The 13,062-nt window shown below is 67.6% G+C and carries 10 protein-coding genes; 4 read left to right on the top strand and 6 right to left on the bottom strand.

Annotated features, from left to right (window positions below):
• Positions 1-12: 12 nt before the first annotated feature.
• The 3 genes from AC50X6_RS10540 to tkt form a co-directional block, all read right to left on the bottom strand.
• Positions 13-1,647, bottom strand: a complete 1,635-nt coding sequence (locus tag AC50X6_RS10540; protein WP_494966167.1) for a glucose-6-phosphate isomerase — start codon at positions 1,645-1,647, stop codon at positions 13-15.
• A 5-nt stretch (positions 1,648-1,652) separates the two neighbouring features.
• Entirely contained in the window at positions 1,653-2,771 is a 1,119-nt protein-coding gene (tal, locus tag AC50X6_RS10535; protein ID WP_494966166.1) for a transaldolase, read from the bottom strand.
• A gap of 70 nt (positions 2,772-2,841) precedes the next feature.
• On the bottom strand, positions 2,842-4,959 hold the full coding sequence (tkt, locus tag AC50X6_RS10530) for a transketolase (protein WP_494966165.1): 2,118 nt from the start codon (positions 4,957-4,959) through the stop codon (positions 2,842-2,844).
• Positions 4,960-5,489: 530 nt separating this feature from the next.
• Between tkt and AC50X6_RS10525 the strand changes: the two genes are divergently transcribed.
• Entirely contained in the window at positions 5,490-6,452 is a 963-nt protein-coding gene (locus tag AC50X6_RS10525; protein ID WP_494966164.1) for a heme o synthase, read from the top strand.
• 133 nt (positions 6,453-6,585) lie between these two features.
• On the opposite strand, the gene AC50X6_RS10520 is transcribed toward AC50X6_RS10525, so the two are convergent.
• The 3 genes from AC50X6_RS10520 to AC50X6_RS10510 are packed head-to-tail and all read right to left on the bottom strand — an operon-like array spanning position 6,586 to position 9,309.
• Positions 6,586-7,527 (bottom strand): COX15/CtaA family protein, encoded by a 942-nt coding sequence (locus tag AC50X6_RS10520; protein WP_494966163.1) that lies wholly within the window; start codon positions 7,525-7,527, stop codon positions 6,586-6,588.
• A 7-nt stretch (positions 7,528-7,534) separates the two neighbouring features.
• Positions 7,535-8,344: an ABC transporter permease gene (locus AC50X6_RS10515; protein ID WP_494966162.1), complete on the bottom strand. Its 810-nt coding sequence runs from the start codon at positions 8,342-8,344 to the stop codon at positions 7,535-7,537.
• Positions 8,341-9,309, bottom strand: a complete 969-nt coding sequence (locus AC50X6_RS10510; protein WP_494966161.1) for an ABC transporter ATP-binding protein — start codon at positions 9,307-9,309, stop codon at positions 8,341-8,343. The genes AC50X6_RS10515 and AC50X6_RS10510 overlap by 4 nt, the downstream gene beginning before the upstream one ends.
• A gap of 157 nt (positions 9,310-9,466) precedes the next feature.
• Between AC50X6_RS10510 and AC50X6_RS10505 the strand changes: the two genes are divergently transcribed.
• Genes AC50X6_RS10505 through sufD form a run of 3 tightly spaced genes read left to right on the top strand, consistent with a single transcriptional unit; the run spans position 9,467 to position 13,052 of the window.
• The gene (locus AC50X6_RS10505; protein ID WP_494966160.1) at positions 9,467-10,303 is read left to right on the top strand and encodes a helix-turn-helix transcriptional regulator; all 837 of its coding nucleotides are present in this window, start codon (positions 9,467-9,469) and stop codon (positions 10,301-10,303) included.
• Positions 10,303-11,766, top strand: coding sequence for a Fe-S cluster assembly protein SufB (sufB, locus tag AC50X6_RS10500; protein WP_494966159.1), 1,464 nt, complete (start codon positions 10,303-10,305; stop codon positions 11,764-11,766). Before AC50X6_RS10505 ends, sufB begins: the two co-directional genes overlap by 1 nt.
• Positions 11,766-13,052 carry a Fe-S cluster assembly protein SufD gene (gene sufD / locus AC50X6_RS10495; RefSeq protein ID WP_494966158.1) on the top strand — a complete coding sequence of 429 codons (1,287 nt, stop codon included), beginning with the start codon at positions 11,766-11,768 and terminating at the stop codon, positions 13,050-13,052. Before sufB ends, sufD begins: the two co-directional genes overlap by 1 nt.
• The last annotated feature ends 10 nt before the right edge of the window (positions 13,053-13,062 follow it).

The following is a 13,062-nucleotide window of genomic DNA, read 5'->3' as shown; positions in this document are numbered from 1 at the left end:
TGCGTGGGTGCCTTAGCTTCTCGTGGAGGGTGCGGTCTGGCCGGCCAGCGTCGAGACGATCTCCTGGAGCTGCCGGACGCCGGCGGCGCGGTCCGTGAGGTGCAGTCGGAGGACCGGGCGGCCGTGCTCGGACAGGACCTGGGCGTCCCCGGCGGCCTGCGCCGAGATCAGCTCGCCGAACGTGAACGGGCGGTCCGGGATGGCCAGATCGGTGGCAGCGGCGGCCGTGACCTGCAGGAACGCGCCGATCGAGGGTCCGCCCTTGTGGAACTGACCGGTGGAGTGCAGGAAGCGCGGGCCCCAGCCGAAGGTGACGGGACGTCCGCTGATGGCCGCCAGCTGATCCCGGACGCCCTCCAGCGGGGCGTAAGCGAGCCGGTCGAGGTAGGCCTGGACGCTGAGGTAGCCGTCCGTGCCGAGTTCGGCGAGCAGCGCGCTGACGGCTTCCGCTGCGGTTGCCGCAGCGCCGAGCCAGTCGCCGCCGCGGACCTCGATGGCGCCGTCGGTGAAGGCCGCCGGTGACGGTTCGGGCTGGGCGTCCAGCAGACCGCGGGCGGCCACCTTGGCGGCCTCGACGTCGGGCTGGTCGAAGGGGTTGATGCCCAGCAGTCGTCCGGCCACGGCCGTGGCGAACTCCCACGCCATCATCTGGGTGGGGAGCCCGCCGGCAATAGCCACTTCGTTGTCCCCGAGCTCGACGTCGGCATCGGCCGAGACGAGGCGTATGACGAGGACATCGGGGGCGCCGAGGGAGGCCTCCGGCGAGTCCGGCCCGGCGACCACGGGCAGCACACCGGTGCCGAGCTTGCCGGTGGATTCGGCGATGAGCTGTTCGGCCCAGTCGGCGAAGCCCACCATCCCGGAGCCGTCCTCGGCGATGACGATCTTGTTGCGCAGGGGGTTGGTGCCGCCCAGCGCGGAGCCGAGGGCCAGACCGATGTTCTCCCCGGCGTCCTCATTCAGGACCTCCGCGGCTTCCTCGGCCTCGTCCAGGAACGCCTGGATGTCCACGCCGGCCAGGCCGCACGGCACCAGCCCGAACGCGGTGAGCGCCGAGTAGCGTCCGCCGACGTTCGGGTCCGCGTTGAAGACGGCGCGGTAGCCGGCCTCGCGGGCCGCTTTGTCCAGCGGGGAGCCGGGATCCGTGACGATGATGATCCGGCTCCTGGCGTCGAGGCCCGCCCCGGTGAAGGCGTGCTCGAAGATCCGGCGCTGCGAGTCAGTTTCCAGGGTGGAGCCGGACTTCGAGGAGACCACGATCGCGGTCTCCGCGAGCCGGTCCGCCAGGGCCGCCGCGACCTGTTCGGGGTCGGTGCTGTCCAGCACGGTCAGCTCGACGCCGGCGGTCCCGGCAATGACCTCGGGGGCCAGGGAGGACCCGCCCATCCCGCAGAGGACAATCCGGTTGACGCCCTCGGAGCGGAGGGCCTCCCGGAGTGCCAGGATGTCCGCCACGAGCAGTTGGGAGACGGTGGCCGCCTCGACCCAGCCGAGCCGGACCGACGCCTCGGCCTCGGCGTCGGGACCCCACAGGGTGGAGTCCTTGGCAAAGATCCGGGTGGCAACCTTGTCCTCCAGCAGGGCCGGGAGGTGCTGTTCGTGGGCCAGACGGGCTGAGCCCGTGGCGTCGTAGCTGAGAGTGGTCATGCGGACTATGCGTCCTTCCGTGCAGCGGCGAGGGCTCCTTCGACGTCGGCCAGCAGTTCCTTCCAGCTGGCCACGAACTTGTCGAGCCCCTCGGATTCGAGCAGCGTGACGACCTCGTTGTAGGAGATGCCGAGGGCATCGAGCGCGTTGAGCGTGGCGTTGGCGGCGTCGTAGCCGCGGCTGATCGTGTTGCCCGTGACCGTGCCATGGTCGAAGGCCGCGTCGAGTGTCTTTTCCGGCATGGTGTTCACAACGCCGGGGGCGACGAGTTCCGTGACGTACAGGGTGTCCGGGTAGGCCGGGTCTTTGACGCCGGTGGACGCCCACAGCGGACGCTGCGGAAGGGCACCGGCGTCGGCCAGCAGGCCCCAGCGTTCGGTGGAGAACAGCTCCTCGTAGACCTGGTAGGCCAGGCGGGCGTTGGCCAGGCCGGCCTTGCCCTTGAGTGCGCGGGCCTCGTCGGTGCCGATCGCGTCGAGGCGCTTGTCGATTTCGGCGTCAACGCGGGAGACGAAGAAGGACGCCACCGAGTGGATCGTGGCGAGTTCGTGGCCGTTGTCCCTGGCCTGCTCGAGGCCGGACTGGAAGGCGTTGATGACGGCGCGGTACCGCTCAAGGGAGAAGATCAGCGTCACGTTGACGCTGATGCCGGCCGCCACGGTGGCGGTGATGGCTTCCAGGCCTTCGAGCGTGGCGGGGATCTTGATCAGGACGTTGTCCTTGTTGACCCGCTTATATAGGTGCTTAGCTTCGGTGATGGTGCCGGCGGTGTCCCACGCAAGGCGGGGATCCACCTCAATCGACACGCGGCCGTCGACGCCCCTGGTGGCTGCTGCCACCGGCGCGAAGACATCACAGGCGTCGGCTACGTCGGTGGTGGTAATTTCGAAGACGGTCTCTTCGACGCTGGCGCCGGCCGCGGCCTGGGCGGCGATGACGGCGTCGTAATCGTGGCCAACGGTGATGGCCGCGTGGAAGATGCTCGGGTTGGTGGTGACGCCGACAACGTTCTTCTCTTCGATGAGCTTGCGGAGGGTGCCGGTGTCAAGGCGTCCGCGGGACAGGTCGTCGAGCCAGATGGAAACTCCGGCGTCGGAGAGCTGCTGCGTGGGGGTGGTGGTCATGTCTAACTCCTGGAAGTCTGGGGCCGCCGCCGTTGGTTGGGGCGGCAGCCCGGGAAGCGTGAAGTTTGGGTCAGGCCGTGAGGCCGGCGAGGGAATCCTTGGCGGCTGCGGCCACAGCCTCTGCGGTGATGCCGAACTCCTGGAAAAGCCGCTTATAGTCCGCCGAGGCGCCGAAGTGCTCGAGACTGATGGAACGTCCCGCGTCACCGACGAATTCCCGCCAACCCAGCGCAAGTCCGGCTTCGACGGAGACCCGGGCCTTGACCGTGGCGGGCAGGACCGATTCGCGGTAGGCGGCGTCCTGTTTGGTGAACCACTCCACGCAGGGCATGGAGACGACGCGGGTCGGGATGCCTTCGGTCTGCAGGGCTTCGCGGGCATTGACGGCCAGCTGGACCTCGGAACCGGTGCCGATCAGGATGACCTGCGCCCTGGCGGTCGCACCGTTGGCCGATGCCTCGGCCAGGACGTACCCTCCCTTGGCGACGCCGTCGGTGGAGCCGAAGGTATCGCCGTCGGCGTCGGACGCTCCGCGGGCGTAGGTGGGGATGTTCTGCCGGGTCAAGACGATGCCGGCCGGGTTCGCGTGGTTTTCCAGCATGACTTTCCAGGCTGCCGCGACCTCGTTGGCGTCGCCCGGGCGGACAACATCCAGGCCGGGGATGGCGCGGAGTGAGGCGAGCTGTTCCACCGGCTGGTGGGTGGGTCCGTCTTCGCCGAGGCCGATCGAGTCGTGCGTCCAGACATACAGCGACGGGACACCCATCAGCGCGCCGAGGCGGATGGCCGGGCGCTGGTAGTCGCTGAAGATCAGGAACGTGCCGGAAAAAGCGCGGGTGCGGCCGTGCAGGGAAATGCCGTTGACGATAGCGGCCGCTGCATGCTCGCGGATGCCGAAGTGCAGGACGCGGCCGTACGGGTTGCCCTTCCAGGCGTTCGTGGAGCGCGACGCCGGAATGAACGACGGCGAACCCTCGATAGTGGTGTTGTTGGACTCGGCGAGGTCGGCCGAGCCGCCCCACAGCTCGGGCAAGACCGGACCTATGGCGTTCAGGACTTTGCCGGAGGCGGCCCGGGTGGACACATCTTTGCCGGCCTCGAAGACCGGGAGGGCGGCGTCGAGCCCGGCCGGGAGCTTGCGGGCCTCGACGCGTTCAAGCAGGGCCGCACCCTCGGGGTTGCCGTCCTGCCACGCCTCGAAGGAGGCCTGCCAGCCGCTGCGGGCCGCCGCGCCGCGGACTGCGGCTTCCCGGGTGTGGGCCAGGACATCGTCGTCCACCTGGAAGGAGCGGGCCGGGTCGAAGCCGAGGACCTTCTTCAGTGCGGCGACTTCCTCGGCGCCGAGGGCGGAGCCGTGGATCTTACCGGTGTTCTGCTTCTTCGGGGCAGGGTAGCCGATGATGGTGCGCAGCGAGATGATGGACGGTTTGCCCGTCTCGGCCTTGGCGGCGAGGAGGGCGGCGTGGAGTTCCTGCACGTCCTCCTTGTATTCGCCGGTGCGGGTCCAGTCGACGCGCTGGGTGTGCCAGCCGTAGGCTTCGTAGCGCTTGAGGACATCCTCGGTGAAGGCGACGTCGGTGTCGTCCTCGATGGAGATGTGGTTCTCGTCGTAGATGACCACGAGGTTGCCGAGCTCCTGGTGGCCGGCGAGCGAGGAGGCCTCGGAGGTGACGCCTTCCTGCAGGTCGCCGTCGGACGCGATGACCCAGATGGTGTGGTCGAACGGGCTGACGCCGTCGGCGGCGTCGGCGTCGAACAGTCCGCGCATCCGGCGCTGGGAGTAGGCGAAGCCGACCGCGGAGGCGAGGCCCTGGCCCAGCGGGCCGGTGGTGATCTCCACACCCTTGGTGTGCCGGTATTCCGGGTGGCCTGGGGTCAGCGATCCCCACGTGCGCAGCGCCTGCAGGTCGTCCAGCTCCAGGCCGTAGCCGGAGAGGAAAAGCTGGATGTACAGCGTGAGGGAGGTGTGGCCGGGGGAGAGGACGAACCGGTCCCGGCCCAGCCAATCAGGGTTCTTCGGGTCATGCCGCATCAGCTTCTGAAAGAGAAGGTACGCGGCCGGAGCCAGGCTCATAGCCGTGCCGGGGTGGCCGTTGCCGACTTTCTCCACGGCGTCGGCGGCGAGAACGCGGACAGTGTCCACGGCGCGCTGGTCCAGGCTGGTCCATGACAGGTCTTGCTCTTCCAAATGTGGCACGAAAACCGGGCCCCTCTCTGTGCTGACGGCGGGAGGTATGGTCAGTCCCGTCCGGGCACAGTTCGGTGCCCGCTGCGGTACGTACCAGCCGTTCACCATCGAAACGTTGATCTATTCATGTTGATCTATGCATTCAGTCGCGCGGGCTGGTGCACCTATGCCGGGACGGCCGTTCCGGCTGTCACCCGTGCGCGCTGATCTGCAGACAGCTTAGCCCTATTCCATCTGCCGGGCAGTGTATATCTCACCAAATGGACGGGATTTGGGCATATCCGAATCACCGGCGTCCGCAGCGGCGGTGAGCCCGCGTTTACCTGGCCGAACCACGGCAGCACTGCAGGGCCTCCGCGGGGGCCCTCCGCAGGGGCCCTCGTACCAACCCGGCGCGGCGTAGGTCCGCGGTATGATGGTGCGTGGCTACCAACGGGGGCGAGGATACGCCTGTGCGCTCCGCGTGGACCCCTTCGACATGCAACTCGCGTTGCGACAACAAGCCGGACTGAACAGCCAGACAGAACAGAGTGACTGCCACCGTGAGCACAACAGATACGCCGCTAAATGCCTCTTCGATCACCGGAAGAATGCGCTTCGCCCGCAAAGCCAAGGCCTACCTGGCACTCACGAAACCCCGCGTCATCGAACTCCTGCTGGTCAGCACCCTGCCCACCATGATCTATGCGGAGCGCGGGTTCCCCCCGATCGGGCTCATCCTGGCGACCCTCGTGGGTGGCGCCTTTGCCGCCGGCAGCGCCGGGTCTTTCAACTGTTACATCGACCGCGACATCGACAAGCTGATGCACCGGACCGAGAACCGGCCGCTGGTCACCGGCGAGGTCACCCCGCGCGAAGCCCTCATCTTCTCCTGGCTCCTGGGCGCGGCAGCGATCGCGATCCTCTGGTTCGGGGCCAACCCGCTGGCAGCCTGGTTGGGACTCGGCGCCATCGTCTTCTACGTGGTCATCTACACAATGATCCTCAAGCGCCGCACCGCGCAGAACATCGTCTGGGGCGGAGCCGCAGGCTGCTTCCCGGTGCTGATCGCGTGGGCCGCCGTGACCAACACCGTGGAGTGGCCCGCCGCCATTCTCTTTATGGTGATCTTCCTCTGGACGCCGCCGCACTACTGGCCGCTGTCCATGCGTTACGGCGAAGACTACCGCAACGCCAATGTGCCGATGCTCGGCGCCATTGCCGGCGCCAAGGTGGTTTCGGTCCAGGTTGTCCTGTACGCGTGGGCCATGGTGGTGTGCTCCCTGCTGCTGGTTCCGGCCGGCGGGGCGGGCTGGGTCTACACCGTGACCGCCGTCGTCGCGGGTGCCTGGTTCCTGTACGAATCCCATGCGCTGTACACGCGGGCACACAACGGCGATGTGTCCGACAAGGGCGCAATGAAGGTCTTCCACGGCTCCATCAGCTACCTGACCCTGCTCTTCATCGCCCTGGCCGTGGACCCGTTCATCGGTTCCCCGGTCATGGGCGGCTGACCCAGGGGCGACGCCCCCGACCGGCCCGCATCCCCTTCTCAACAGCAACGCGGGGTCACTTACGGCCCATCCAGAAGGCCGGGATGGGCCGTAAGTGACCCCGCGTTGTTTGGTTCTTGCGGGGCCGGTGCGGTTACTTCACCGGGCTGTGCCGGGCAAGGTCTGCGGCGTTGACGGCTGCGCTCATCAGCAGGGCGGCGCCGAGCATATGCGCTCCGACGAGCAGGGCGGGGATGCCGTTATAATACTGCGTGAAGCCGATGACGCCCTGCAGCACGGTGACGCCCAGGAGCATCACCACGGCGGTGCGGAACGGCCCGGTGATCCCGCCACGGAGCACGAGGAACACTGCGAACAGGGCCCCGGCCGTCACGAGATAGGCCGGCACGGCGTGGATGTGCGCGAAGAGGTCCCAGTCCAGGTTGTTGCGCGGAGCATCGGCGTCGCCCGCGTGGGGCCCGGCCCCGGTGACCACAACGCCCAGGCAGACTGCCACCGCGGAGAAGAGTACGACGGCGGTCATCACCGGGCGTGCGGCGCCCGGCAGCGCGGCCAGCCAGGTAGTCCTGGCCCTGCCGGTGCGGCCGTAGGCACGGTTTACGAGCAGGGTCGCGAGGACCACGAGCGCCATCGAGACCAGGAAATGCAGGCCGACAACCCACGGGTTCAGCTGGGTCAGCACGGTGATGCCGCCGATGACGGCCTGGGCCGGGATGCTGGCCAGCAGTCCCAGGGCCAGCAGGAAGAGGTCGCGGCGTTCCTTGCGCAGATTCCACAGGTACACAAGCATCATCACGGCGACGGCGGCCAGCGCGAAGGTCAGTAGCCGGTTGCCGAACTCGATGATGCCGTGGATCCCCATCTCCGGGGTGTTCATAAGGGAGGTGTCCGTGCACCGCGGCCAGGTGGGGCAGCCGAGGCCGGAGGAGGTGAGACGGACGGCGCCGCCGGTCACGATCAGCAGGGTCTGGCCGATCAGCGACAGGACGGCCAGCCGCCGCACCGTCTTGTCGACGGTGACGGGCAGCCGGGAGGTCATCCGGGACACGATCCGGGGGCGGGACGCCGTACTCACAGTATTCTCAATTCCACTTGAACCAACGGGTTGCTGCGCCGCCGGCGAGTGCCGTCCAGAGCAGCAGGACAAGGACGGCACCGGTATTGACGCTGCCCTCCAGGAAAGCATCCCGCAACGCCTGTCCCAGCGCGCCGGAGGGGAGGAACTGCACAATCGCCTGCACCAGGGCAGGCAGCCGTTCGGCAGGGATCACGATGCCGCCCAGGGCGCCCAGGAGAATCCAGAGCAGGTTGGTGATCGCGAGCGTCGCCTCCGGCCGGACCGTGCCGGCCACCAGCAGGCCCAGTGCCGTGAAAGCGACGGCGCCCAACACCAGCAGGGCAAGTCCCGGCAGCCAGCCCAGCGGATCGGGCTGCCAGCCGAGAAGCAGGGCCGCCGCAGTGACGACCAGCATCTGCAGTGACAGCACCACCAGCACGGCCAGGACTTTTCCGGCGATCAATCCGGTGCGGCCGAGGGGAGTGGTGGAGAGGAAACGCAGCACGCCGTAGCGGCGGTCGAAGCCGGTGGAAATGCCCTGGCCCGTGAACGCGGTGGACATGGCGCACAAGGCCAGGATGCCCGGCACGGCGACGTTGATCCGGCTCGAGCCAAGCCCGTCCAGCAGCGGTGTCACGGTCAGGCCAGCCATGGCAAGCAGCGGCAGCACGATCGCGAGGATCAGCTGCTCGCCGTTGCGGAGCATGGTGACGGTCTCGTATTTGCCCTGCAGCACGATCCGGCGCAGGAGCGGAGCGGGGGCACTGCCAAGAGCGGCGTGCGCGTTCCCGGGCTGGTTGTAGCCGGGCTGGGCGCTGCCCGGAACAGCAGTCATCGGATCTCCCGTCCGGAGATGTCCAGGAAGACGTCCTCAAGGCTGCGGGCTTCGAGGCTCAGGGAGCTGGGCATGATCCCGCGCGCTGCCCACCAGACGGTGATGGCGGCCAGATCGGCGGGGGTGAGTGACCCTGTGGCGGCGTAGCTGCCGGCGCGGGCTTCGGTGACGTCGACGCCGTCGGGCAGCACCCCGGTGAAATCGAGTCCCGGCTCGGTCTCGAACAGCAGGGTGCGGATGTGTTGCTCCCCGGTGCCGGGCGGCAACGGGTGCGCCAGCAGCTGCGCGACGGTTCCTTCGGCGACGTTCCGGCCGGAGTCGATGATATAGACATAGTCGGCGAGGCGCTGGGCGTCGTCCATGAGGTGGGTGGTCAGGACGATCCCCATGCCGCGGTCGCGGAGTCCGGAGATCAGCTCAAACACCAGCTGGCGCGACTGCGGATCAAGGCCCGCGCTGGGTTCGTCCAGGAAGAGCACCTCGGGCCTGCCGACGAGGGCGGCGGCGAGGGCGAGCCGCTGCTTTTGTCCGCCGGACAGGCGCCGCACGGAGGTCCGGCTGAAGGTATCGATGCCGAGCCGGGCGATGAGCTCGTCAACCGGCCACGGGTCCTGGTACATACCGGCAATGTGCCTGAGCAGGGGGACGGGCCGGGCCGACGGCGGCAGCCCGCCGTCCTGCAGCATCACGCCGACGCGGGCCCGCAGCCCGGCTCCGGCGGTGTCCGGATCCTGCCCCAGCAGGCTGATGCTGCCGGCGGTGCGCTTCCGGAGTCCCTGGGCGCACTCGATGGTGGTGGTCTTGCCCGCACCATTGGCTCCCAGCAGCGCGGTGACCTGTCCGCGTTCGGCGACGAGGGAAATGCCGCTGACCACCCGCAGCATCTTGCCGTCAAGGGCGGGCAGCGGACCAACGTCCTTGATGAGCCCGCTGATGGTCAGGACCGGGGATTCGGGAGATCGCACCCAAGCATTCTACGTGATGTAGTACGTCGCGGACCGGTCACCCGCCGCGCACTGCCCGTGACGACGGCGTCCGACGGCGGCACCGGGGGCCGGGGAGGGTAGCCATGCCTTACTGGATTGGGGGACTAAATTACGACATGATTGTGTTGTGTATTCCATGAGCTCATCCTCCGCTGTTGCCGTTGCGCGGCGCGGCACGTCAAACGTGCCTGCCGCCGCTGCGGGCACTGTGGCAGCAGTGCCGGCGTCCGACGCCGACGAACGCACCCGGGACCGTGTGCTGAACGCGGTGCTGGAGCATGGGCCGATCAGTGCCGCCGAACTCGGCGAACTGCTTGGTTTCACCCCCGCCGCCGTGCGCCGGCACCTGGACCACCTCTCACGCAACGGCGTGATCGAAGTCAAGCGGGTTGCCCGCGCAGGGGCCGGAGCGGGACGCCCCGCGCGCCGCTATGTGCTCAGCTCCCAGGGCCAGTCCACGCTCGGCAACGACTACCTCGACATCGCCACCCTGGCGCTGCAGCGGCTCAATGAAACGGCCGGTCCCGAGGCGGTTCGCCAGTTCGCCGTCGAGCGTTTCGCCGAGATGGAACGCCGCTACGCGCCCGGCATCGAGCAGGCGGGCACTGACATCAGCGCCCGCGCCCGGGTGCTGTCCGAGGCCCTGAACCGGGACGGCTTCGTCGCTTCCGCGGCCTCAATCGAGGCGAAGGCGCCCCTGCCGGCGTCGCTCTCGAGTGTCCAGCTGTGCCAGGGTCACTGCCCCATCCAGCAGCTGGCCGCGCAGTTCCCCGTGTTCTGCGAGGTGGAGACCGAGGTGTTCTCCCGGCTGGTCGGCGTCGACGTCCGCCGGCTGTCCACACTGGCCCGCGGCGGCCATGTCTGCACCACCCACATACCTACAGGCCGGCCGGCGGCCGCGGTGCCCCGCGGCACTGCGGCGGCACCGGGCAACCTGGACGAAGTATCCAACCATCTGCAAGAAAGGCCGTGATGACGGACCAACTATCAGAGAACAAGGTTGCTGGATCTACTGTGATTTCGGAGATTCTGGAGAAGAATCCCGAGTTGCACGGAATCGGCACCTACGAGTACGGCTGGTCTGACAAGAACGACGTCGGCGCCAACGCCCGCCGCGGCATCAACGATGACGTGGTCCGCGACATCTCGGCCAAGAAGAACGAGCCGGAATGGATGCTCGACCTCCGGCTCAAGGGCCTGAAGTACTTCGACCGCAAACCCATGCCCACGTGGGGTGCGGATCTCTCCGGCATCGACTTCGACAACATCAAGTACTTCGTGCGCTCCACGGAGAAGCAGGCCAAGACGTGGGAAGACCTGCCCGAGGACATCCGGAACACTTACGAGAAGCTGGGCATCCCGGAAGCCGAGCGCAGCCGCCTCGTCTCCGGCGTCGCGGCCCAGTACGAGTCCGAGGTTGTCTACCACCAGATCCGCGAGGACCTGGAAGAGCAGGGCGTCATCTTCCTGGACACGGACACCGCATTGCGCGAACACCCGGAAATTTTCCAGGAGTACTTCGGCACCATCATCCCGGTGGGCGACAACAAGTTCGCCTCGCTGAACACGGCCGTGTGGTCCGGCGGGTCCTTCGTGTACGTGCCCAAGGGCGTCCACGTGGACATCCCGCTGCAGGCGTACTTCCGCATCAACACCGAAAATATGGGCCAGTTCGAGCGCACGCTGATCATCGCGGACGAGGACTCCTACGTCCACTACATCGAAGGCTGCACCGCGCCGATCTACACCTCGGACTCGCTGCACTCCGCCGTCGTCGAAATCATCGTGAAGAAGGGCGCCCGGGTCCGCTACACCACCATCCAGAACTGGTCCACCAACGTGTACAACCTGGTCACCAAGCGCGCCATCTGCGAAGAGGGCGCCACCATGGAGTGGATCGATGGCAACATCGGCTCCAAGGTCACCATGAAATACCCGGCCGTTTACCTTGTTGGCGAAGGCGCCAAGGGCGAGACCCTGTCCATCGCCTTCGCCGGCGAGGGCCAGCACCAGGACACCGGCTCCAAGATGGTCCACATCGCGCCGAACACCAAGAGCTCCATTGTCTCCAAGTCCGTGGCCCGCGGCGGCGGCCGTGCCGCTTACCGCGGCCTGGTCCAGGTCCGTGAAGGGGCCAAGCACTCAGCCAACACGGTCCGCTGCGACGCCCTGCTGGTGGACACCATCAGCCGCTCGGACACCTACCCGTACATCGATATCCGCGAGGATGACGTCACGATGGGCCACGAGGCCACGGTCTCGCGGGTCAGCGAAGAGCAGCTGTTCTACCTGATGTCCCGCGGCATGCGCGAAGACGAGGCCATGGCGATGATCGTCCGCGGGTTCATCGAGCCGATTGCCCGCGAACTGCCGATGGAATATGCCCTCGAGCTGAACCGACTGATTGAACTGCAGATGGAAGGATCGGTCGGTTAATGACTGACATCACTACTGAAAAGGCCCGCATCGGCGCCCCCTCAGCCAAGCCGTTCATCAACGGTTTCACCGAGGAGGGCGAGAGCCTTTCGCCGCTGAACGCGGCCGAATCCAAGTCACCGCTGGCCGGCGAGGCGGTCAAGCGCCACTCGCACGGCGGCGGCGTCGGCATTCCGGACAGCTCACGCGCCGGCCGCCTGACCTCCTACAAACTGGCGGACTTCAAGCCGCTGACCGGCATGGAGGAGGACTGGCGGTTCACCCCGCTCAAGCGCCTCCGCGGCCTGCACACCGACGTCCTCAACGGCGCCGCTCCGGCCGTGAGCGTCACGGCTCCGGACAGTGTCACCGTGGAGACCGTCGGCCGGGACCACCGCCGGATCGGCTCCGCGGCCATTCCCGAGGACCGCGTCTCGGCGAACGCCTGGGAAAACTTCACCGAGGCCACCGTCATCACGGTTCCCGCCGAGGTCCAGGTCGACGGCGAGGTCAACGTCCTGCTGACCGGCCAGGGCACGCAGGCCGCCGCGCAGCACCTCGTGATTGTGGCGGAGAAGTTCTCCAGGTCCGTCGTGGTCCTGGACCACCAGGGCACCGCCGTCGTCTCGGAAAACGTCGAGATCCTGGTTGAGGACGGCGCGCAGCTGACCGTCATCTCGCTCCAGGAATGGAACGACGACGCCGTGCACGCCTCCTCGCAGCAGGTGAAGCTTGGGCGCGACGCGAGGTTCAAGCACATCGTCGTCAGCCTCGGCGGCGACCTCGTGCGCGTCACGCCCTCCGCACGCTTCACCGCCCCGGGCGCCGAAGTGGAACTGTTCGGCCTGTACTTCGCCGACGCCGGCCAGCACCTCGAGCAGCGCCTGTTCGTGGATCACGCCGTCGCCAACTGCAAGTCCAACGTGCTGTACAAGGGCGCGCTGCAGGGCCGTAACGCGCACACCGTGTGGGTGGGTGACGTCCTGATCCGCAAGGAGGCAGAAGGCACCGACACCTATGAGGCTAACCGCAACCTGGTTCTCACCGACGGCGCCCGCGCGGACTCCGTGCCCAACCTCGAGATCGAGACCGGCCTGATCGCCGGCGCCGGACACGCCAGTGCCACCGGACGATTCGATGACCAGCACCTGTTCTACCTGATGGCCCGCGGCATTCCGGAAAAGGTGGCCCGCCGTCTGGTGGTCCGCGGCTTCCTGAACGAGATCATCCAGCAGATCAGGGTTCCCGCCATCGAAGAGCGGCTCACGGCCGCCGTCGAGCGCGAACTCGCGGCAACGGACAACTAGTGCGCAGCAC

Source organism: Pseudarthrobacter sp. HLT1-7, from assembly GCF_059383435.1.
The sequence above is the reverse complement of the archived record's forward strand: the minus strand, read 5'-3'. Positions and strand labels throughout refer to the sequence as shown.

What these genes read in the sequence shown, in the direction of transcription:
- AC50X6_RS10540 (WP_494966167.1), bottom strand. Translation starts at nt 1,647, where the DNA reads ATGACCACTCTCAGCTACGACGCCACGGGCTCAGCCCGTCTGGCCCAC.
- tal (WP_494966166.1), bottom strand. Translation starts at nt 2,771, where the DNA reads ATGACCACCACCCCCACGCAGCAGCTCTCCGACGCCGGAGTTTCCATC.
- AC50X6_RS10515 (WP_494966162.1), bottom strand. Translation starts at nt 8,344, where the DNA reads ATGACTGCTGTTCCGGGCAGCGCCCAGCCCGGCTACAACCAGCCCGGG.
- AC50X6_RS10505 (WP_494966160.1), top strand. Translation starts at nt 9,467, where the DNA reads ATGAGCTCATCCTCCGCTGTTGCCGTTGCGCGGCGCGGCACGTCAAAC.
- sufB (WP_494966159.1), top strand. Translation starts at nt 10,303, where the DNA reads ATGACGGACCAACTATCAGAGAACAAGGTTGCTGGATCTACTGTGATT.
- sufD (WP_494966158.1), top strand. Translation starts at nt 11,766, where the DNA reads ATGACTGACATCACTACTGAAAAGGCCCGCATCGGCGCCCCCTCAGCC.